We start from the raw sequence: 20,502 nt of genomic DNA on the forward strand, positions 1-20,502 counted from the left end.
ACGATCAAGCTCCCTCCCATATTCGTGCAATAAAAAGCCCCGCCTGATTGCTCAGGCGGGGCTTTTTAATGGCCGATGGAATCAGACGAGAGGTTTAGGCTCGTGCTCTTCTTCCTGGGCCTTGTGCTCTACCGAAGCAGCAGCAGCGGCGGCAGCCTCGGCTTCCTTGCGGCGACGACGCACTTCACGTGGGTCGTTCGGCGCACGGCCGTTTTCAGTCAGGGCGCTTGCCGGTGCAGCTTCAACCACCGGAGCAGCGACTTCGGCCACTACCGGCGCTTCAGCCACGGCTGCAGGCTCAACGACCGGGGCGGGCTCAACCACGGGGGCCGGTTCGACCTCCGGGGTCGGCTCGGCCACTACGACATCAGCAACCGGAGCCGGAGCCTCTTCTACCACGGGGGCAGGAGCGGGCGCTTCAACCGCAGCGGCAGGTTCGGCAGTCCATTGGAAGGCGGTCTGTTCTTCGCGAACTTCACGCACGGCCGGGGCAGCTTCTTCGACAGCCGGTGCTTCAACGACGGCTTCAACATCAGCTTCAACCACGGGCTCAGGCTCGACGACCGGGGCGACTTCAACGGCAACCACTTCGGTCACGGGTTGAGCGTCGCGAACCGGTGCCACTTCCACTTCCGGAACCACTGGGGTTTCGATTGGGGTAGTCGCTTCCACCACCGGTGCTTCAACCACTGGGGTCTCGGCAACGGGCGCTTCTACCGCAGCGGTCTCTTCGACAGCCGCAGTAGCGCGTTCAGCCTGCTCATGGGCCTGGGCTTCAGCAGGTGCGCTGATGGTCGAGCTCGCCACGGCGGCGGTCACGGCCAGGCCGGCAGCCAGGTCGGCACCGGTAGGTTCGGTGTTGGCCGCTTCGGCGTTCTCGCCGGCTTCTTCCGAGCCTTCGATCACGTTGCCGTTGGCATCACGCTGACGCTCACGACGGTTGCTGCGACGACGCTGACCACGGGAGCGACGGCGTGGGCGATCGCCTTCGGCGTTGTCCTGGCCTTCTTCCTGCAGTTGCTCTTCGCCGGTCAGCACTTCTTCTTCACTGGCGGCAGCGGCCTGTTCGGCGCGTGGTTGACGCTCTTCACGCGGGGCGCGTGGTTGGCGTTCCTCACGTGGCGCGCGCTCTTCACGCGGCTGGCGAGCCGGGCGTTCTTCGGTGGCAGTAGCAGTAGCAGCGGCTGCGGCGACGGCAGGAGTCGCATCCAGAGGCTCGCGCAGTTCACGTACACGCTCTTCACGCTCGCCACGCGGCTTGCGATCTTCACGCGGGGCGCGTGGCGTACGCGCACGTTCTTCGCGTGGGGCGCGTTCTTCACGGGCTACGGCCGGGGTTTCTTCGCGGGCTTCGCGAGGTGCACGCTCTTCACGGGGCGCACGCTCTTCACGCGGGGCACGTTCTTCGCGCGGCTTGCGCTCTTCGTCACGACGACCGTTGCGGTTGCGGCTCTGCTGACGACCGTTGCGACGCTCTTCGTTACGTGCCGGGCGTTCGGTGGCGGTTTTTTCAACCACAACCGGGGCAGCCGGTTCTTCCTTGGTGGCGAACAGGCTGACCAGCGACTTCACCAGCCCTTTGAACAGGCTTGGCTCAGGCAGGGCGGCCGGTGCGGCCACCGGGGCAGCCGCTTCGGCCGGTACCGGTGCATTGGCGCGGGCCGGGGCGGTTTTCACGGCGGCTTCCTGGCGGACCAGGGTGCGGGTCGCAGCGGCCGGCTGGACTTCTTCCACTTCGGCGGCAGCGGCGGCGATTTCGTAGCTGGACTGGCCGCTGTGGGCTTCCGGGCTATCATCGCGCAGACGCTGGACTTCGAAGTGCGGCGTCTCGAGGTGATCGTTCGGCAGGATAACGATACGGGCACGGGTGCGCAGTTCGATCTTGGTGATCGAGTTGCGTTTTTCGTTGAGCAGGAACGCGGCGACCGGAATCGGCACTTGTGCGCGAACTTCGGCAGTGCGGTCTTTCAGGGCTTCTTCTTCGATCAGACGCAGGATCGCCAGGGACAGCGATTCAACGTCACGGATGATGCCGGTGCCGTTGCAACGCGGGCAGACGATGCCGCTGCTCTCGCCCAGGGATGGACGCAGGCGCTGACGGGACATTTCCAACAGGCCGAAGCGCGAGATACGGCCCACTTGTACGCGGGCGCGGTCCGCTTCCAGGCATTCGCGGACTTTCTCTTCCACGGCGCGCTGGTTCTTGGCCGGGGTCATGTCGATGAAGTCGATCACGATCAGGCCGCCGATGTCACGCAGGCGCAGCTGGCGGGCGATTTCTTCAGCCGCTTCCAGGTTGGTCTGCAGGGCGGTTTCTTCGATGTCGCTACCCTTCGTGGCGCGCGCCGAGTTGATGTCGATGGACACCAGGGCTTCGGTCGGGTCGATTACGATGGAGCCGCCGGAAGGCAGTTCGACCACGCGCTGGAAGGCGGTCTCGATCTGGCTTTCGATCTGGAAACGGTTGAACAGCGGCACGCTGTCTTCGTAGAGCTTGATCTTGCTGGCGTACTGCGGCATGACCTGGCGGATGAAGGTCAGGGCTTCGTCCTGGGCTTCAACGCTGTCGATCAGCACTTCGCCGATGTCCTGGCGCAGGTAATCGCGGATGGCGCGGATGATCACGTTGCTTTCCTGGTAGATCAGGAACGGCGCGGAACGATCCAGCGAAGCTTCTTTGATGGCGGTCCACAGTTGCAGCAGGTAGTCGAGGTCCCACTGCATTTCTTCGCTGCTGCGGCCCAGGCCTGCAGTGCGCACGATCAGGCCCATGTCGGCCGGTGCGATCAGGCCGTTCAGCGCTTCACGCAGTTCGTTGCGCTCTTCGCCTTCGATGCGACGGGAGATGCCGCCGGCACGCGGGTTGTTCGGCATCAGCACCAGGTAACGGCCGGCCAGGCTGATGAAGGTGGTCAGGGCGGCGCCCTTGTTGCCACGTTCTTCTTTTTCGACCTGGACAATGACTTCCTGGCCTTCGCTCAGGACGTCCTTGATGTTCACGCGGCCTTCGGGGGCTTTCTTGAAGTATTCGCGGGAGATTTCCTTGAGGGGCAGGAAGCCGTGGCGCTCGGAGCCGAAATCGACAAAGGCAGCCTCAAGGCTTGGTTCGATGCGAGTAATACGGCCTTTATAGATGTTGGCCTTCTTTTGCTCGCGTGCACCGGACTCGATGTCCAGGTCGTAGAGGCGTTGGCCATCTACCAGTGCAACACGCAACTCTTCGGGTTGAGTTGCGTTAATCAGCATTCTTTTCATGTTGTACCGTCGGTTTCCGGGCTGCCGGAAACGGCGTTCGGCACACACGACTTCTCACGGTCGGTGTCAGGTGCGTCAAGAGTGGTTGGCCACTCCAGTGTCCAGCAAAACCTGCCAATTGGGCGGGTATCGCGACGGACGCGTCCTGCTTGTTAGCGGTGGTGACAAAGGCACCACTTCAACAAAAGCTAAGGTCAGGAGGAGGAATCAACCGGCGACTGTGGACGAGATGAAGCGTCTAAATATAAGCCTAGTGCTACACGGTCCGACGGTTGTGCATCTCCACCCTACACGTATCCCTGATAATTCGGGTGCTGCCGCGCGCAGAATCCGCAGCGGGTTGGCATTTACCGTGTTCTCCAAAGGGGAGTCCACGCTCATGGCTAAACAAGACTAGGTGTGGGCGATTGCGCTCTCACTCAGCTCTTAACAGGCGTTGTTTCCGAAGCATTCGCCATGGTCTGGCTCGGGACTGACTGCACTTTGTGAACTGGCCGTAAATATCGGCGCAGGACGCGAGTATTCACTCTGCGTACCGCACTCGCTTCAGGCCTCATGTCACCTGCGCTTGTTACAATCTCAAGCCTTCCAGGGTGGCGAACGCCCCGTAGGACGGCCTCGCGTCCTGATGAATTGCGATGGTCAGGGCCGGCAGTTTGCCGCAAGTCCTCTGTCCAGGCCGCTTTTGGCGGCGTTCGCGACTATAGCAGCAATGATTAAGTGCTTCAATTCCATAAAAAATTGTTATCATCGCCGGCATGACGACTACCGCCCCCCAGACCCCCAGCGTCCAGCTGCTCGAGGTCTCGCCGGAATATGCCGGCCAACGCATCGATAATTTTCTCCTGGCCAGGCTCAAAGGCGTGCCCAAGACCTTGATCTACCGCATCTTGCGTAAAGGCGAAGTGCGGGTGAACAAGGGTCGGATCAAGCCCGAGTACAAGCTGCAGGCGGGCGATATCGTCCGTGTGCCGCCGGTTCGCGTGCCTGAGCGCGACGAGCCCGTGCCACTGGCCCAGGGCCTGCTGCAGCGCCTCGAAGCGTCGATCGTGTTCGAAGATAACAAACTCATCGTGATCAACAAACCCTGCGGCATTGCCGTTCACGGCGGCAGCGGCCTGACGTTCGGCGTGATCGAGGCCTTTCGGCAGTTGCGCCCGGATGCCAAGGAGCTGGAGCTGGTCCATCGCCTGGACCGCGACACCTCCGGCCTGTTGATGATCGCCAAGAAACGCAGCATGTTGCGCCACCTGCACACCGCCCTGCGCGGCGACGGTGTGGACAAGCGCTACATGGCGCTGGTGCGCGGCAACTGGGCCAGTTCGATCAAGAGCGTGCGGGCGCCATTGCAGAAGAGCAACCTGCGTTCCGGTGAGCGCATGGTGGAAGTGGACGAGGAGGGCAAAGAGGCCCTGACCCTGTTCAAGGTGCTGCGCCGCTTCGGCGACTTCGCCACCCTGGTTGAGGCCAAGCCGGTGACCGGGCGAACCCACCAGATTCGCGTGCACACCCTGCATGCCGGTCACTGCATTGCCGGCGACACCAAATACGGCGACGAGGATTTCTCCAGGGAGATCCGCGATCTGGGCGGCAAGCGCCTGTTCCTGCATGCCTACATGCTGACCGTGCCGCTGCCCGACGGTGGCGAGCTGAAGTTGCAGGCGCCGGTCGATGACATGTGGGCCAAGACTGTGGAGCGCCTGAGTGTCGCACCGTGATTACAAGCTGCTGATTTTCGACTGGGACGGCACCCTGGCCAATTCCATTGGCCGCATCGTCGAGTCGATGCACATGGCGTCGACCCGCTCGGGCTTTGAGTTGTGCAGCGACCTGGCAGTCAAGGGCATTATCGGCCTGGGCTTGCCTGAGGCGATTCGTACGCTGTATCCGCACATATCCGACACTGAGCTGGTCGCTTTCCGCGAGCACTACGCCGATCACTACATTGCGCTGGAGGCTGAGCCTTCGCCGCTGTTTGAGGGTGTGGTGCAATCGCTGCAAGCGTTTCGTGCCGAGGGTTATCACCTGGCCGTCGCCACGGGCAAGGCGCGTCGCGGGCTGGATCGGGTGCTCAAGGCGCACGGCTGGGAAGACTATTTCGATATCACCCGTGCGGCGGATGAAACTGCCAGTAAACCTCACCCTCTGATGCTGGAGCAGATCATGGCGCATTGCCGTGTATCGCCGCGCGAGGCGTTGATGGTGGGTGATGCCTCCTTCGACCTGATGATGGCTCGCAATGCTGGCATGGACAGCGTGGCGGTCAGCTACGGCGCCCAGTCTGCGGAGGCCCTGCAGCCATACGAGCCCAGGGTCACGATCGATCATTTTTCTCAATTGCAGGCCTGGCTCAGCCGGGCTCGATAAGTCTTTGCTGGGGTTGATGGCATGAGTGACGAGTGGAAAGCGCCGGAAAAAGCGCAAAACGCTGATGACAAAAGCTGGAAGCTGCTGGAGAAAACCCTCCTGGCCAGCGTGCAGGAGCAACGCCGCGCGCGCCGCTGGGGGATTTTCTTCAAGCTGCTGACCTTCACTTACCTGTTGCTCATACTGGCGCTGTTCAGTCCGTTGATGGACATGGAAAAGAGCGCCACCCGTGGCAGTCAGTACACCGCCTTGATCGAAGTGCGCGGGGTGATCGCCGACAAGGAGCCCGCCAGCGCCGACAATATTGTCAGCAGCCTGCGCGCGGCGTTCGAAGACCCCAAGGTCAAGGGCGTGATCCTGCGTATCAATAGCCCCGGCGGCAGTCCTGTGCAGTCGGGCTATGTGTATGACGAGATTCGTCGCCTGCGCGCGCTGCATCCGGACACCAAGCTGTATGCGGTGATCTCCGACCTGGGGGCTTCGGGCGCTTATTACATCGCCAGTGCCGCCGACCAGATTTACGCTGACAAGGCCAGCCTGGTGGGGTCCATCGGGGTGACGGCAGCCGGTTACGGGTTTGTCGGCACCATGGAGAAGCTGGGTGTGGAGCGTCGCACCTACACCTCGGGCGAGCACAAGGCGTTTCTCGATCCATTCCAGCCGCAGAAGGCGGATGAGACCCAGTTCTGGCAGGGCGTGCTCGACACTACCCATCGCCAGTTCATCGCCAGCGTCAAGCAAGGGCGTGGCGATCGGCTCAAGGACAAGGAGCATCCGGAGCTGTTCTCCGGGCTGGTGTGGTCGGGCGAGCAGGCGCTGCCGCTGGGCTTGATCGACGGCCTGGGCAGCGCCAGTTCGGTGGCGCGGGATGTGGTTGGCGAGAAGGAGTTGGTGGATTTCACGGTTGAGGAATCGCCGTTTGACCGCTTCTCCAAGAAGCTCGGTGCCAGCGTGGCCGAGAAGCTGGCCCTGTACATGGGCTTCCAGGGCCCGACATTGCGCTGATCTCAAGCCAGCAGTCGATCAAAATGTGGGAGGGGGCTTGCCCCCGATGACGGTGTGTCAGCAATAGATAAGCTGGCTGATCCACCGCTATCGGGGGGCAAGCCCCCTCCCACATTGGGTCGATGTGTATTTAAGGGATTTGTACGCCTTCGGTCAGCAGCGGTGGATTTCACGGTTGAGGAATCGCCGTTTGATCGTATCTAGGCTTCCAGGGCCCGAGCCTGCGCTGATATCTCAAGCCAGCAGTCGATCAAAATGTGGGAGGGGGCTTGCCCCCGATGACGGTGTGTCAGCAATAGATAAGCTGGCTGATCCACCGCTATCGGGGGCAAGCCCCCTCCCACATTGGGTTGATGTGTATTTAAGGGATTTGTACGCCTTCGGTCACCAGCATGTCCACGAGTCGAATCAGTGGCAGGCCAACAAGGCTGGTGGCATCCGGGCCGTCAGTGCTCTGGAACAGGCTCACACCCAGCCCTTCGGCCTTGAAGCTGCCCGCGCAGTCATAGGGTTGCTCGATCCGCAGGTAGCGCTCGATGCGCTCCGCGTCCAGTTCACGCATCTGCACGGTAAACGGTACGCAGTCGACCTGGCAGTGCCCCGTCTCGCTGTTGAGCAGTGCCAGGCCTGTAAGAAAGCTCACACGCTTGCCGCTGGCCGCCAACAATTGCTCGCGGGCATTTTCAAAGGTGTGGGGCTTGCCGATGATCCGGCCTTCCAGTGCCGCTACCTGATCAGAGCCAATGATCAAATGCCCGGGATGGCTGGCGGCGAGGGCGCGCGCTTTCTGTTCGGCCAGGCGCTTGACCAGCTCGAGGGCTGACTCACCCGGGCGATGGCTTTCATCGATATCCGGCGAGCTGCAGGTGAACGGCAAGTGCAGGCGGCTCAGCAATTCCCGGCGGTAAACCGAGCTGGACGCGAGTAATAAAGGCAGCATATACGTCTCCTCAAGACAGCCGCAGATTCTAGCGGCGTGACCGGCTGACGCACAGGGCTGAATTTCCTTTGACATGGCCGGGTGCATCCCTATAATGCTGCGCCTATGTTGAATGACCCGATTCCACCTCACGTTGACCCGCGCAAATTGGCTGATCGTGGCACTTCCCTTCAAGGTGAATTGCCGCTGGCCGATTTGGAGAGACTCTGCGACTCGCTTTCCGACACTGTCGGTGCGGTCCAGGCCAAATTCGTTTTTGAACGAGATGAACGTAAATCTGTGGTAATTCACAGCCTTATCGACACCGAAGTCAAAATGGTTTGCCAGCGTTGTCTTGAGCTGGTCACCCTGCCGATCCACAGCGAATGCAGTTATGCCGTGGTGAAGGAGGGTGCGAATACCCAGTCGTTGCCGAAAGGTTATGACGTGCTGGAACTGGGCGAAGATCCTTTGGATCTGCATGCACTGATCGAGGAGGAGCTTTTGCTCGCCTTGCCCATTGTGCCTGCTCATCATCCGGAAGAATGCCAGCAGCCGGCGGGCCTCGATGACGAGCCCGAACCGAGCGAGGACGAGGTAACGCGGTCCAACCCGTTCAGTGTATTGGCGCAGTTAAAGCGTGACCCAAACGTTTAGGAGTTAATCAATTATGGCTGTTCAGCAGAACAAAAAATCCCGCTCCGCCCGTGACATGCGCCGTTCGCACGACGCTCTCGAGGCTAGCACCCTGTCCGTGGAAAAGACCACCGGTGAAGTTCACCTGCGTCACCACGTATCGCCAGAAGGCGTATACCGTGGCCGTAAAGTGATCGACAAGGGCGCTGACGAGTAATCACTTGTCTGCTCAAGTCATCGCGATTGACGCAATGGGCGGGGACTTCGGTCCCCGCAGCATTGTTCAGGCCTGCATTGCCAGCCTGTCTGCTACGCCCTCGCTGCACCTGACCCTTGTCGGTCAACCTACCCTTATTGAAGAACTGATTGCCAGCCATCCGGCGGTGGATCGCGCGCGCCTGACGGTTACGCCGGCCAGCGAAACCATCACCATGGACGAAAAACCGGCAGCGGCCCTGCGCGGCAAGCCCGACTCGTCCATGCGCGTGGCCCTGGAGCTGCTGCGCGACGGCAAGGTGCACGCCTGTGTCAGCGCCGGCAATACTGGCGCGCTGATGGCCCTGTCGCGGCATGTGCTCAAGACCCTGCCGGGCATTGATCGGCCGGCGATGGTGGCGGCGATTCCGACGCAGAAAGGTTATTGCCAGTTGCTGGACCTGGGGGCGAATGTCGATTGCAGTGCCGAGCATCTGTTGCAGTTCGCCGTGATGGGGTCGGTGGCCGCCGAAGCGCTGGGCGTGGTCCGGCCAAGGGTGGCCCTGCTCAATATCGGCACCGAGGACATCAAGGGCAACCAGCAGGTCAAGTTGGCCGCCACCTTGCTGCAGGGCGCGCGGGGTTTGAACTACGTAGGTTTTGTCGAAGGTGACGGCTTGTACCGAGGCGAAGCCGACGTGGTGGTGTGTGACGGCTTTGTCGGCAACATTCTGCTCAAGTCCAGTGAGGGCTTGGCAACCATGATTGCCACGCGTATCGAAGCCTTGTTCAAGCAGAACCTGGCAGCGCGCATGGTCGGCGCCCTGGCGCTGCCGTTGATGCGTCGTCTGCAGGCCGACCTGGCGCCGGCGCGGCATAATGGCGCGAGTTTCCTGGGGTTGCAGGGCGTTGTGGTGAAAAGCCATGGCTCGGCAGGTGTCGAGGGCTTTCAGAGCGCGATTGCGCGGGCCGTGATCGAGATTCAGGACAACCTGCCGCAACGCTTGCGCGGGCGTCTGGAGGGCTTGTTGCCTTAGGCGAATCGGCCCGGGAGTGCTTAAATGTGACCGGCCAGTTCAATTGACCATCCAATCTGTCAGTTTCGCGCGCTCCCACCGTCGGCGTGCGCATTTTTGACGACCAGATCATTAGGGGCTTGTTACATGTCTACATCCCTCGCATTCGTCTTTCCAGGGCAAGGTTCGCAGTCCCTCGGCATGTTGGCCGAGCTGGGCGCGCAATACCCGCTGGTCCTGGACACTTTCAAGGAAGCTTCCGACGCCCTGGGTTATGACCTGTGGGCGCTGACCCAGCAGGGGCCGGAAGAGCAACTCAATCAAACCGACAAGACCCAGCCGGCCATTCTGACCGCTTCGATCGCCCTGTGGCGCGTGTGGCTGGCCGAAGGTGGCGCACGCCCTGCATTCGTCGCCGGTCACAGCCTGGGCGAATACAGCGCCCTGGTCGCGGCGGGCAGCCTGACCCTCGGTGAAGCGGTCAAGCTGGTCGAGCGTCGTGGCCAGTTGATGCAGGAGGCCGTTCCGGCCGGGCAGGGCGGCATGGCCGCGATCCTGGGCCTGGACGATGCCGTGGTGATCGAAGCCTGCGCCGAAGCGGCGCAGGGCGAAGTGGTCAGCGCGGTGAATTTCAACTCCCCTGGCCAAGTGGTCATCGCGGGTGCCAAGGCAGCGGTCGAGCGCGCCATCGAAGGCTGCAAGGCCCGTGGTGCCAAGCGTGCGCTGCCGTTGCCGGTCAGCGTGCCGTCACACTGCGAGCTGATGCGCCCGGCGGCCGAGCGTTTTGCCGAGTCCATCGCCGCCATCAACTGGCAGGCGCCGCAGATCCCGCTGGTGCAGAACGTCAGCGCGGCGATCGCCCCGGACCTGGAGACCCTCAAGCGCGACCTGCTGGAGCAACTCTACAAGCCGGTTCGCTGGGTTGAATCGGTGCAGACCCTGGCCGCCAAGGGCGCCACCGAACTGGTCGAGTGCGGCCCGGGCAAAGTCCTGGCCGGCCTGAACAAGCGCTGCGCCGACGGCGTATCGACTGCCAATCTCAATACCCCGGATGCCTTCGCTGCCGCTCGTGCGGCGCTGGCCTGATCCCCGAACTTAGGAGAAGCCTGCATGAGTCTGCAAGGTAAAGTTGCACTGGTTACCGGCGCAAGCCGTGGCATCGGCCAGGCCATTGCCCTGGAACTGGGTCGTCAGGGCGCCGTCGTGATCGGCACCGCCACATCCGCCTCGGGTGCCGAGCGTATCGCCGCAACCCTGAAGGAAAACGGCGTGCAGGGCACCGGCCTCGAGCTGAATGTGACCAGTGACGAATCCGTGGCGGCCGTGCTGGCCGCGATCACCGCGCAGTTCGGTGCGCCGGCGATTCTGGTAAACAATGCCGGTATCACCCGCGATAACCTGATGATGCGCATGAAAGACGACGAATGGTACGACGTGGTCGATACCAACCTGAACAGTCTGTTCCGCCTGTCCAAGGGTGTTTTGCGCGGCATGACCAAGGCGCGCTGGGGCCGAATTATCAATATTGGCTCCGTAGTGGGTGCCATGGGCAACGCCGGCCAAGTAAACTACGCTGCGGCCAAGGCCGGTCTGGAAGGTTTCAGCCGTGCACTGGCGCGTGAAGTCGGCTCGCGGTCGATTACGGTAAACTCGGTGGCCCCAGGGTTCATCGATACCGATATGACCCGCGAACTGCCCGAAGCACAGCGTGAAGCCTTGCTGACGCAGATTCCGCTGGGCCGTCTGGGCCAGGCCCAAGAGATCGCGAATGTGGTCACTTTCCTGGCATCCGACGGTGCGGCATACGTGACCGGGGCTACAATTCCGGTGAACGGCGGGATGTACATGAGTTAAATTGTGACGGATCGCTTCAAAAATATGTCATACGAGCTGTCTAAAATCCGTTATAAAGCTGCAACTTAATTTATAGGCAGGTGGTCGAGCGGGTACAGGGTGAAGCTTTCGGTTGAAAAACCGAAATGGCTTTCTATACACTTACCCACTGGCCAGCTGCCTGAATTTGTCCATTAGGAGTTAAACAAGGTATGAGCACCATCGAAGAGCGCGTCAAGAAAATCGTCGCCGAGCAACTGGGCGTTAAGGAAGAAGAAGTGGTCAACACTGCTTCCTTCGTAGAAGACCTGGGTGCCGATTCCCTTGACACCGTTGAGCTGGTGATGGCTCTGGAAGAGGAATTCGAGACCGAAATCCCGGACGAAGAAGCTGAAAAAATCACTACTGTTCAAGCTGCCATCGACTACGTTACTAGCCACCAGGCGTAATAGTTTGTAGTCGTCGCCTGCTGTCAGGGAAAAACCGCACTGCTGTAACGGCGTGCGGTTTTTTCTTTCAGCGGTGACGAAAAGTACGCTGCGAAGCAAAGTGTCGTCATTAGAAAAAGGAGAGTGCTGTGTCGCGTAGACGCGTCGTAGTCACCGGTATGGGTATGTTGTCGCCACTGGGCACGGATGTGCCAAGCAGTTGGCAGGGCATTCTGGCTGGCCACAGTGGTATCGGTCTGATCGAACACACGGACCTTTCTGCCTATTCCACCCGTTTTGGCGGCTCGGTAAAGGGTTTCAATGTCGAGCAATACCTTTCGCTCAAGGAATCGCGCAAGCTCGACCTGTTCATTCAATACGGCCTGGCAGCCGGTTTTCAGGCAGTGCGTAACGCCGGCCTGGAAGTCACCGACGCCAACCGTGAGCGCATCGGCGTGGCCATGGGTTCGGGGATTGGGGGTCTGACCAATATCGAAGAAACCAGCCGCACGCTGCACGATTCCGGTCCCCGTCGAATTTCACCGTTCTTCGTGCCGGGCTCGATCATCAATATGATTTCCGGTTTCCTGTCCATCCATTTGGGGGCACAGGGGCCTAACTACGCCATCGCAACGGCGTGCACCACGGGTACTCACTGCATCGGCATGGCGGCACGTAATATCGCTTACGATGAAGCTGACGTGATGATTGCCGGTGGCGCCGAGATGGCTGCCTGCGGCCTGGGCATGGGCGGCTTCGGCGCGTCCCGTGCGCTGTCGACCCGCAACGATGAGCCGACCCGTGCCAGCCGTCCGTGGGACAAGGGCCGTGACGGTTTCGTGCTGTCCGACGGTGCCGGTGCCCTGGTACTGGAAGAGTTGGAGCATGCCAAGGCGCGCGGTGCCACCATCTATGCCGAGCTGATCGGGTTTGGCATGAGCGGCGACGCCTACCACATGACCTCGCCACCGTCCGACGGTGCCGGTGCTGCGCGCTGCATCACCAATGCCCTGCGCGATGCGAAGGTCAATGCCGACCATGTGCAGTACATCAATGCCCATGGCACGTCGACGCCGACCGGCGACCTGGCGGAAGCCGAAGCCATCAAGTCGGTGTTCGGCGAACACGCCTACAAGCTGGCGGTCAGCTCCACCAAATCCATGACCGGCCACCTGTTGGGCGCGGCGGGTGCTGTCGAGGCGATCTTCAGTGTCATGGCCATCAAGGACCAGGTCGCTCCGCCGACCATCAACCTCGATGAGCCGGACGAGGGCTGCGACCTCAACTTTGTGCCTCACGAAGCGCAACCGATGCCGATCGACGTGGTGATCTCCAACTCGTTCGGGTTTGGTGGCACCAACGGCTCGCTGGTGTTCCGCCGGTTCGCCGAGTGATGCACAGCTGGGTCGACGGTCAGCCAGCGGACAGCGTGCCCCTGAAAGATCGCGGCCTGGCGTATGGCGATGGTGTGTTTGAAACCATCGCGGTCAAGGCCGGGCAGCCGGTGCTGCTCGACCGTCACCTGCAGCGCCTCGATGAGGGCTGCAGGCGCCTCGCGTTGGAGGTGGATCACGCCCTGGTCCGCAGCGAAGTGCTGGCCTATGCCGCAGCCCTGGGCGATGGCGTGCTCAAGTTGATCCTGACCCGTGGCGACAGCCAGCGCGGTTACGGCATCGATCCCGATGCTGCGGTACGCCGTATCTTGCAGGGCGGTCCGCCCGCCATCTATCCCGAAGCCCATGGCACCGACGGCATCCGTCTGTTTGCGTGCGCCACCCGCTTGGCCGAACAACCGCTGCTGGCCGGGCTCAAACACCTGAACCGCCTTGAGCAGGTCATCGCCCGCGCCGAATGGCGGGATGCCGAGCATGCCGAAGGCTTGATGCTGGATAGGTCCGGGCGGGTTATCGAAGGCGTGTTCAGCAACATGTTTGTGGTGCGCAACGGCGTGTTACGTACCGCTGATCTGACGCGTTGCGGCGTTGCCGGGGTGATGCGCGCCGAGATCCTGGACCAGGCGCAAGCCCTGGGCGTCCCGGTGGCCGTGGCCGACATCAGCCTGGAGCAGTTGCAACAGGCCGACGAAGTCTTCGTGTGCAACAGCGTTTATGGCATCTGGCCGGTACGCGAGTGCGCTGGGATGAGCTGGTCGGTTGGGCCGCTCACCCGTAAACTGCAGGGCATTGTTCGCGCACTATTGGATATTTGAGTGATACGAAAACTGGTTGTACTGCTGCTGATCGGTCTGTTCTCGGCGGTTTTGCTGTTGGGCTTTTGCGCCTGGAAATACAACGCTGCCTTGAAGCAGCCGTTGCACCTGACCCAGGAGCAGTTGCTCGATGTACCGGCAGGGGCCACGCCCACCGGCACCTTCAATCGTCTGGAAGCCGATGGCGTGCTCGACGGTGCCTTCTGGCTGCGTCTTTACTGGCGCTTTAACCTTGAGAACCAGCCGCTGCACAGCGGCGAATACCGCATGACCCCGGGCCTGACCGCCGAAGGCCTGATCGGCCTTTGGCAGCGTGGGGAAGTGGTGCAATACAGCTTGACCCTGGTGGAGGGGTGGAACTTTCGCCAGGTGCGCTCGGCCCTGGCCAAGCACGAAAAGATCGTGCAGACCCTCACCGGCCTCAGTGACAGCGAAGTGATGGACAAGCTCGGCCATCCCGGCGTATTCCCTGAAGGGCGGTTCTTTCCCGACACCTACCGTTTCGTGCGGGGCATGACCGATGTCGAATTCCTGAAGAAAGCCTACAACCGTCTGGACGATGTGCTCGCCCAGGAGTGGAGCAGGCGCGCCGCTGATGCGCCTTACACCGAGCCTTATCAAGCGCTGATCATGGCCTCGCTGGTGGAGAAGGAGACCGGTGTGCCCGAAGAACGTGGGCAGATTGCCGGTGTGTTCGTGCGTCGCCTGAAGCTGGGCATGATGTTGCAGACCGACCCCACGGTGATCTATGGCCTGGGTGAGCGCTACAACGGCAAATTGACCCGCGCCCATCTCAAGGAGGCCAACCCTTACAACACCTACATGATCGCCGGCCTGCCGCCGACACCCATCGCCATGGTGGGCCGCGAGGCGATTCATGCCGCCCTGAACCCGGTGCCGGGCAGCAGCCTGTATTTCGTCGCCCGTGGCGATGGCAGCCATGTGTTCTCGGATGACCTGGATGCGCATAATGCCGCCGTACGCGAGTTTCAACTCAAGCGCCGCGCCGATTACCGATCCAGCCCGGCACCGCAGGTCAAGCCGCTGGAAGACACGGTGCCGCCCGTTGACGTACCGGTAGAGCCCGCGCCGGACACCAGCGCCCCGCAAAGCCCGCAATGACTCTGACTAAGGACTGCCTGTGACTGGCTTGTTTATGACCCTCGAAGGCCCGGAAGGCGCCGGCAAAAGCACCAACCGCGATTACCTGGCCGAGCGCCTTCGCGCCGCGGGCGTCGAAGTGGTATTGACCCGTGAGCCCGGCGGTACGCCGCTGGCCGAGCGCATCCGTGAAGTCTTGCTGGCGCCGGGTGACGAGCCGATGAATGCGGACACCGAGCTGCTGCTGGTGTTCGCCGCCCGTGCCCAGCATCTGGCCGAGGTGATCCGACCGGCCCTGGCCCGCGGCGCCGTGGTGATCTGCGACCGTTTTACCGACTCCCTGTTTTTCCTAGGCTCTGAACGTAAACGGCCAGGATTTTCTTCCGGATTCAGCCTGAGCTTCTGATCTTTTGTTGAAAGCCCCATGTTACGGGGCTTTAGGAGGTGGTGATCATGTACTCTGGATTTCAGTATAGCATCAGCGCTTAACAAAATGTAAACCCCCTATGCTGGGCCCTCCCTCGATTCAAAAACGTAAACCCCCTTTCCCTCAGAAGACCCGTTTCTCCCCGCTAGTCCCCGTATGCGAATGGGCTTAGCATCTCTCAAACCCTATGAATACTGGGCTGCATGGGTTTACGTTTTCATCCTAGCTTCCAGTCCAAGCTCGCTTTTCAGGACGCTCACTCCCCCGCGCAACCCCTTGCCAGCTTTCAGCCTTTAGAAGCCATCAGCACGGCGCCGCTGAGCCGCCCCCCACCGCCCAGGCTCAAGGTTTTGCGAATTTACTGCCAGTGCCTGCTCCAGCTCCAGGCATACCAACCCACGCACGAAATCCAGAACTCGACTTTTCCGATGCAAGATTCCGAGCACAAGCCCTGCCGTTTTGGTTAGCATATGGCCATCAAAATGCCTGTACGTTACGGAAGCAGCTCATGGAAGACCAAGTGGTTGATCAAGCGATAGGCCAGGTTCCTTTTTATTGCCTGGCACTTCTGGGTAACCATCCCGAGGAGTTCGCGGCAGTTCTCAGGGAGCAAATATCGGCCCGCCTGAGAGAACTGGGCCTGACGCTTGGCAAGGACGTAAGCCTGTTCGAGGGGCGCCTCAGTGATTTCCGTCCATCGATCGACCGTTGCTGTGCAGCGCTCTGTTTCGAGATTGGTGCAGACCAGGAAGCCTCGGTAGAGCAGCTCATAAAGCGCCGCATACCCCTGGTTCCCGTAGCGACCTGCAAGACTCGACTGCCTCAGGAGTTTCCGGGCAAGCTGGGCGGTCTCAACGGCCTCGACATGAAAGCGGGCCCCGCAAGCCTCGCAGTTGCTCTGCTGGAGGCTGCCTCGCTCGTTCCGAAGCAGCGGCGGGTCTTCCTCAGCTACCGCCGCGTCGAATCCACAAATGCCGCCCTGCAGCTCTACGCGGCCTTGTCCGCCCGTCAGTACGATGTGTTTCTCGACACCCACGACATCCTCCCGGGTGAGCACTTCCAAGAGGTGCTCTGGCAGCGCCTTTGCGATTCGGATGTGATCGTCTACCTGGATACTAAGAACTACTTCGATAGCCGCTGGACAATTCAGGAATTCGCGAGGGCCACGTTGCGGGGTCTGTGTGTGCTGCGGGTAGGTTGGCCAGGTGTGGAGTCTAAGGCAAAGCAAACCGCCTGCGGCGAGATCTCGCTAACACCGGAATCCTTGAATGCTCTGGAGCAGCTCCAGGAAGCCGAGCTGAAAAGCGTCATCGATATGGTCGAGATGCTGCGAACCAAGAGCGTCGCGCAGCGCTACTCCCGGTTGGTGGGTAAGCTGCGCAATTCAATTGCGGAGTGCGGCGGGGAGATCCAAGGATACTCTGTGCGCCGTAGCCTGATTGTCTCTGTCGGAGGGAAGCGGATTGTCGTGTATCCCGAAATGGGTGTGCCGACGAGCTATGCGTTGCACGAGGCAACTCTTGATTTGCACCATCCACCCGTAGCGGTCGTTTACAATCAGGTGGGCATTAAAGAGCGCAAATGGCGTGCTCACATGGACTGGCTCCAGGCGTGTGTTACCCATCAGGTTCGCTTGATATCTACGGACGATGCGGGATGGGAGTTTACTGATTGGCCTGAATCATGTGCGGTGATTTGAACAACTGCTTCACAGCTGTTGACCGGAGATCTTCTCCACAACTCACCATGATGCATTGCCAATCACAATTCTGGAATAAACAATGAGCAGCATTTTTCTATCCGCCAGCGTTCCCGACATCGAGAGTCCATTCTATAAAAAGTGCGATCCGGTGTTGATCCAGGCCGCCCTGCGCTCATTCCTGTTTTCGGTGCTGGGTCGTAAGCATCTGGTTTTCGGTGGTCATCCGTCCATTTCGCCCTTGATCTTGGCTGCGTGTGAAGACCTGGGAATTGAGAACCAGAATGCCGTAACAATTTTCCAAAGTAAGCATTTCTCGAAGAGCTTCCCTGAAGACAACCTGCAGTTTGCCAATTTCATTGCCACCCCGGTTGGTGAAAATCTGCAAGCTAGCCTTGATATCATGAGAAACCAGATGTTCAGCACCTATCACTACGACGGTGCGGTTTTCATTGGTGGCAAGGAGGGGATTGTGACGGAATACGAACTCTTCAAGCAGCAATGCCCGCTAGCTACGGTTCTTGCATTGAAAAGTCCAGGGGGAGCGGCGGCGGAAATTAAGGGTTTGGCCGAAAACGAAGATGATGAACTCCTTGATTATGTAGGGTTGTTCTCATCTGGGCTTGGGCTCAGCCATAAGCACGAACGTCAACCGACTGCTCCGAAGCTTCGTATTAATGATGATTTAAAGGGAATTTAGTAATGCATTTCGGTTTTGATCTAAGTTTGGATCGCGTGAGTCTGCCGGTCTCATCAGTGGTTGTTGATGCGCATAAGAGCGCAACTTCAAGAAAAATTGTTAGCTTGAAATCGTACCTCATGAAGGACGGTAATAGTATTGATGCGCAATTAATTGCTAATCATCTCTTCCCAGAGGTGAGCTGTGATGTTTTTATTTCACATTCCTTCGATGATCAGGATTTGGCCATTCAGCTTGCCCATGAGCTGAGACAAAAAGGCGTGAATGCTTTTGTAGATTCCGTTGTTTGGGGGTCCTCTTATGAGTTGCTTAGGGTGATTAATGAGAAATACTCTAGGACGGTGCCGGGCGGGAGTTTTGACTACGAGCGGGCTAACCGATCTGCTGCCCATGTTCATATGATATTGGCGGGCGCGCTGCAGAAAATGATCATGCAGTCCTCCACGCTGTTGTTTCTAAATACGGATCGCTCTGTTTCCACCAAGAACTCTATTCAAGGGAAGAACATGACGCATTCGCCTTGGATTCATATGGAGCTGATGTTTAGTCATATGATATGGCGATTGCGGAATAAAGACATTTTGCTTGACGCGGCCATGGAGTCGCTCAGCACGTCAGTCCCAATTTTTCATACTGCCCCTGTTGAGCATCTGAAGTCTGTCTCGTCTTCCAGATTCATGAATTGGCTGAAGTCTCGCCCTAATTCTGATGATGCCAAAAGCTTTAATTCGGCAATTCGTCAGTTCCATGCCAACCCAAATCGAGCCTACTAAATTGGATAGGAAGCTTAAGCACCTGGAGTTCGTCCAAGGTATTGTCAACCGATTGTCCACGAATTCCTTCCTCCTAAAAGGCTGGTCGGTATTGCTGATCTCCGGGTTATTCGCGCTGGCAGCCGCTCAGGACAGTAAGGGCTTCGCGCAATATGCACTTGTGCCAGCGATCGCGTTGTGGGGGTTGGATGGCTATTTTCTGGCTTTGGAGCGTAACTACCGGCGTCTCTACGACAAGATCAGATTGCTGGAGCCGGATAACGTCGACTTTGCCATGACGCTTGACGTCAAAAATGGAAACATGGACTTTTTCAAGGCCGTCTTCTCCAAGACGCTGATCATTTTTCATGGCTCTGTATCCGCTTCGATCATAGCTGCGACGAGAATCGTAGGAGCACCGGCAGCTTAGCAACCCGGATGGCTTAGCAATGGGGACATCCTAGCCATCCCGACACCTTAGCAATGCCATTATCTTAAATACGAGTAAATACCGCTGACCCGTTTCGGCAACACCACAGGATAACCAGCAATGCCCCTTGACCTCGGCACCTTAAGATCTGCGGGCTCGCGCAGTCGTTACTACACCACTGCCTCGAACTCTCAGAATGCCCGTGCGCGGGGTTACAAGACAGCGTTCTTGTGCCATAGCCATAAAGATCGAGTAGCGGTTGAGGGGGTTCTCAAGTTCTTCAAAGATCAAGGTCTTGATCTCTACGTTGACTGGATGGACAGCGAGATGCCAGAGCGCACCAACGGCAACACGGCCAGAATGATCAAAAGCAAGATTCTGGAGGCTGACCTGTTTTTATTTCTGGCAACGCCCAATGCCTTGGCGTCACGCTGGTGTCCGTGGGAAATTGGTTACGCTGATGGGGTAAAGAGCTATGACAGCATCTTCGTGATCCCTACCAAAGAACACGGGAAAACGTACGGAAATGAGTATGTCGATATCTACCGGCACATCGACGAATCTCAACAGGGTTGGCTGGCTGCCTGGTACCCGGGAAGTAGTACCGGCGGTGTTGTCGCGCGGTCACTCTAAAGCCGTGGCATAACAAGAGTAAGATAAGGACTATCTATGACGCCTAACATCTCCGAGTTTTCCTATGGCTATGCAGTGACCAACGAGGTCGTGAACCTGCTGGGAACCTCGATCGCCGCTGCACCGCAATTTCCGACGCTGTACGCTGAAGGTCAGGCAGGGGGAGGGTACGATGTTAAAATTGTAGGTGGTATTCCGATTTTCTTGCAGTTTAAGTTGAGCCACTACATGGTGCGGACGAATTGCAAGGAACACGACCTCATGGGGGGGCCGTACTATCGCTGGCATTTGCATTCTCTCCAGCGGTCAGATCAACATAATTTGCTGCTCGAACTCGAAAGCACAGGGAAATTTGTTGCTTACGCGGCCCCCCTTTTTCATGAGTGTGCGGAGCTAAACGCCCACTATCTCAGTGACGTGATTCTCGATAATTCAATGGCATTTAGTCCTGCGGCTATCGGAGAGCTTCCAGATGAAGAGAGTCACTATGTCGTATTCAACCGACGTGGCGTGGCTTATCGCTGCTCAGACAATCCAGTTCCAGTAAAATTCGACAAGTTGAGCCGCTTCCTCACTAGCAAGATCAATATGCCTGCATCGGAGCCATTGGATAAAGAGGGCGTGGTCAGGTTGGGTGAAGAAATTATTGAGGCGGTGGAGGTCGCAAAGGCACGTCGGCTTAAGACCCAGTCACGGCTGAAGGAGATTGATACCCAGGAGCTCAGCAGGGTGATCCGGGCGCGCCCGTCGCTCGAAACCTTGTCGTTGATTTCTAGGACAGTCCTGGATTCTGAGCTGTTGATTGTCAATCCTCAGTGGGGAAAATCCCGCTGAGCACTAAATGAAATGATGCTCATTCCTCAGAGAGTCGCTCGGCAGTTAACCGGAATGCCCGAT

The 20,502-nt window shown here is 59.2% G+C and carries 20 protein-coding genes and 1 pseudogene; 19 read left to right on the top strand and 2 right to left on the bottom strand.

Going from position 1 to position 20,502, the window contains the following annotated elements; translation table 11 throughout:
• Positions 1-81: 81 nt before the first annotated feature.
• On the bottom strand, positions 82-3,246 hold the full coding sequence (gene rne / locus BFP90_RS04125; protein WP_065896012.1) for a ribonuclease E: 3,165 nt from the start codon (positions 3,244-3,246) through the stop codon (positions 82-84).
• A gap of 767 nt (positions 3,247-4,013) precedes the next feature.
• On the opposite strand from rne, the gene rluC reads away from it, so the two are divergent.
• Genes rluC through BFP90_RS04140 form a run of 3 tightly spaced genes read left to right on the top strand, consistent with a single transcriptional unit; the run spans position 4,014 to position 6,627 of the window.
• The gene (rluC, locus tag BFP90_RS04130; protein ID WP_065884788.1) at positions 4,014-4,973 is read left to right on the top strand and encodes a 23S rRNA pseudouridine(955/2504/2580) synthase RluC; all 960 of its coding nucleotides are present in this window, start codon (positions 4,014-4,016) and stop codon (positions 4,971-4,973) included.
• The gene (locus BFP90_RS04135) at positions 4,960-5,622 is read left to right on the top strand and encodes an HAD-IA family hydrolase (protein WP_065892942.1); all 663 of its coding nucleotides are present in this window, start codon (positions 4,960-4,962) and stop codon (positions 5,620-5,622) included. The genes rluC and BFP90_RS04135 overlap by 14 nt, the downstream gene beginning before the upstream one ends.
• A gap of 21 nt (positions 5,623-5,643) precedes the next feature.
• Positions 5,644-6,627: a S49 family peptidase gene (locus tag BFP90_RS04140; RefSeq protein WP_065892941.1), complete on the top strand. Its 984-nt coding sequence runs from the start codon at positions 5,644-5,646 to the stop codon at positions 6,625-6,627.
• Between the two features lie 361 nt (positions 6,628-6,988).
• On the opposite strand, the gene BFP90_RS04145 is transcribed toward BFP90_RS04140, so the two are convergent.
• On the bottom strand, positions 6,989-7,567 hold the full coding sequence (locus tag BFP90_RS04145; RefSeq protein ID WP_065896013.1) for a Maf family protein: 579 nt from the start codon (positions 7,565-7,567) through the stop codon (positions 6,989-6,991).
• 105 nt (positions 7,568-7,672) lie between these two features.
• Between BFP90_RS04145 and BFP90_RS04150 the strand changes: the two genes are divergently transcribed.
• The 16 genes and pseudogenes from BFP90_RS04150 (at position 7,673) to BFP90_RS04230 (ending at position 20,439) form a co-directional block, all read left to right on the top strand.
• Positions 7,673-8,203 carry a YceD family protein gene (locus tag BFP90_RS04150; protein WP_057721115.1) on the top strand — a complete coding sequence of 177 codons (531 nt, stop codon included), beginning with the start codon at positions 7,673-7,675 and terminating at the stop codon, positions 8,201-8,203.
• Positions 8,204-8,216: 13 nt separating this feature from the next.
• Positions 8,217-8,399 (top strand): 50S ribosomal protein L32, encoded by a 183-nt coding sequence (gene rpmF, locus BFP90_RS04155; protein ID WP_003179396.1) that lies wholly within the window; start codon positions 8,217-8,219, stop codon positions 8,397-8,399.
• A gap of 4 nt (positions 8,400-8,403) precedes the next feature.
• Complete coding sequence (gene plsX / locus BFP90_RS04160) at positions 8,404-9,414, top strand: phosphate acyltransferase PlsX (protein ID WP_083203155.1); 1,011 nt, start codon at positions 8,404-8,406, stop codon at positions 9,412-9,414.
• Positions 9,415-9,540: 126 nt separating this feature from the next.
• Positions 9,541-10,479, top strand: coding sequence for an ACP S-malonyltransferase (fabD, locus tag BFP90_RS04165; protein ID WP_065892938.1), 939 nt, complete (start codon positions 9,541-9,543; stop codon positions 10,477-10,479).
• A 24-nt stretch (positions 10,480-10,503) separates the two neighbouring features.
• Positions 10,504-11,247 carry a 3-oxoacyl-ACP reductase FabG gene (gene fabG, locus BFP90_RS04170; RefSeq protein ID WP_057721118.1) on the top strand — a complete coding sequence of 248 codons (744 nt, stop codon included), beginning with the start codon at positions 10,504-10,506 and terminating at the stop codon, positions 11,245-11,247.
• A 191-nt stretch (positions 11,248-11,438) separates the two neighbouring features.
• The gene (gene acpP / locus BFP90_RS04175) at positions 11,439-11,675 is read left to right on the top strand and encodes an acyl carrier protein (protein WP_003175607.1); all 237 of its coding nucleotides are present in this window, start codon (positions 11,439-11,441) and stop codon (positions 11,673-11,675) included.
• 128 nt (positions 11,676-11,803) lie between these two features.
• Positions 11,804-13,048: a beta-ketoacyl-ACP synthase II gene (gene fabF / locus BFP90_RS04180; protein ID WP_065896015.1), complete on the top strand. Its 1,245-nt coding sequence runs from the start codon at positions 11,804-11,806 to the stop codon at positions 13,046-13,048.
• The gene (gene pabC / locus BFP90_RS04185; RefSeq protein ID WP_065896016.1) at positions 13,048-13,863 is read left to right on the top strand and encodes an aminodeoxychorismate lyase; all 816 of its coding nucleotides are present in this window, start codon (positions 13,048-13,050) and stop codon (positions 13,861-13,863) included. The genes fabF and pabC overlap by 1 nt, the downstream gene beginning before the upstream one ends.
• Positions 13,864-14,985, top strand: coding sequence for an endolytic transglycosylase MltG (gene mltG, locus BFP90_RS04190; protein ID WP_065896017.1), 1,122 nt, complete (start codon positions 13,864-13,866; stop codon positions 14,983-14,985).
• A 19-nt stretch (positions 14,986-15,004) separates the two neighbouring features.
• Positions 15,005-15,337: pseudogene (gene tmk, locus BFP90_RS04195) on the top strand (dTMP kinase); the annotation flags it as partial.
• Positions 15,338-15,899: 562 nt separating this feature from the next.
• Positions 15,900-17,090: a toll/interleukin-1 receptor domain-containing protein gene (locus BFP90_RS04205; protein WP_065896019.1), complete on the top strand. Its 1,191-nt coding sequence runs from the start codon at positions 15,900-15,902 to the stop codon at positions 17,088-17,090.
• Positions 17,091-17,172: 82 nt separating this feature from the next.
• The gene (locus BFP90_RS04210) at positions 17,173-17,790 is read left to right on the top strand and encodes an SLOG domain-containing protein (RefSeq protein ID WP_065896020.1); all 618 of its coding nucleotides are present in this window, start codon (positions 17,173-17,175) and stop codon (positions 17,788-17,790) included.
• 2 nt (positions 17,791-17,792) lie between these two features.
• Positions 17,793-18,563: a toll/interleukin-1 receptor domain-containing protein gene (locus BFP90_RS04215; RefSeq protein WP_065896021.1), complete on the top strand. Its 771-nt coding sequence runs from the start codon at positions 17,793-17,795 to the stop codon at positions 18,561-18,563.
• Positions 18,564-18,615: 52 nt separating this feature from the next.
• A complete protein-coding gene (locus BFP90_RS04220) occupies positions 18,616-18,972 on the top strand; it encodes a hypothetical protein (RefSeq protein WP_256097450.1) in 357 nt (118 codons plus the stop codon).
• A gap of 120 nt (positions 18,973-19,092) precedes the next feature.
• On the top strand, positions 19,093-19,605 hold the full coding sequence (locus BFP90_RS04225) for a toll/interleukin-1 receptor domain-containing protein (RefSeq protein ID WP_065896023.1): 513 nt from the start codon (positions 19,093-19,095) through the stop codon (positions 19,603-19,605).
• A gap of 36 nt (positions 19,606-19,641) precedes the next feature.
• The gene (locus BFP90_RS04230) at positions 19,642-20,439 is read left to right on the top strand and encodes a hypothetical protein (protein ID WP_065896024.1); all 798 of its coding nucleotides are present in this window, start codon (positions 19,642-19,644) and stop codon (positions 20,437-20,439) included.
• Positions 20,440-20,502 lie beyond the last annotated feature (63 nt).

The sequence above is a fragment of the Pseudomonas sp. 24 E 13 genome (genome assembly GCF_900004715.1).
GTDB lineage: Bacteria > Pseudomonadota > Gammaproteobacteria > Pseudomonadales > Pseudomonadaceae > Aquipseudomonas > Aquipseudomonas orientalis_A.

Bases quoted from the DNA above. Each gene is read 5' to 3' on its own strand.
- rne (WP_065896012.1), bottom strand. From the start codon at position 3,246: ATGCTGATTAACGCAACTCAACCCGAAGAGTTGCGTGTTGCACTGGTA.
- rluC (WP_065884788.1), top strand. From the start codon at position 4,014: ATGACGACTACCGCCCCCCAGACCCCCAGCGTCCAGCTGCTCGAGGTC.
- BFP90_RS04140 (WP_065892941.1), top strand. From the start codon at position 5,644: ATGAGTGACGAGTGGAAAGCGCCGGAAAAAGCGCAAAACGCTGATGAC.
- BFP90_RS04145 (WP_065896013.1), bottom strand. From the start codon at position 7,567: ATGCTGCCTTTATTACTCGCGTCCAGCTCGGTTTACCGCCGGGAATTG.
- BFP90_RS04150 (WP_057721115.1), top strand. From the start codon at position 7,673: ATGTTGAATGACCCGATTCCACCTCACGTTGACCCGCGCAAATTGGCT.
- rpmF (WP_003179396.1), top strand. From the start codon at position 8,217: ATGGCTGTTCAGCAGAACAAAAAATCCCGCTCCGCCCGTGACATGCGC.
- fabD (WP_065892938.1), top strand. From the start codon at position 9,541: ATGTCTACATCCCTCGCATTCGTCTTTCCAGGGCAAGGTTCGCAGTCC.
- fabG (WP_057721118.1), top strand. From the start codon at position 10,504: ATGAGTCTGCAAGGTAAAGTTGCACTGGTTACCGGCGCAAGCCGTGGC.
- acpP (WP_003175607.1), top strand. From the start codon at position 11,439: ATGAGCACCATCGAAGAGCGCGTCAAGAAAATCGTCGCCGAGCAACTG.
- pabC (WP_065896016.1), top strand. From the start codon at position 13,048: ATGCACAGCTGGGTCGACGGTCAGCCAGCGGACAGCGTGCCCCTGAAA.
- BFP90_RS04205 (WP_065896019.1), top strand. From the start codon at position 15,900: ATGGAAGACCAAGTGGTTGATCAAGCGATAGGCCAGGTTCCTTTTTAT.
- BFP90_RS04210 (WP_065896020.1), top strand. From the start codon at position 17,173: ATGAGCAGCATTTTTCTATCCGCCAGCGTTCCCGACATCGAGAGTCCA.
- BFP90_RS04215 (WP_065896021.1), top strand. From the start codon at position 17,793: ATGCATTTCGGTTTTGATCTAAGTTTGGATCGCGTGAGTCTGCCGGTC.
- BFP90_RS04225 (WP_065896023.1), top strand. From the start codon at position 19,093: ATGCCCCTTGACCTCGGCACCTTAAGATCTGCGGGCTCGCGCAGTCGT.
- BFP90_RS04230 (WP_065896024.1), top strand. From the start codon at position 19,642: ATGACGCCTAACATCTCCGAGTTTTCCTATGGCTATGCAGTGACCAAC.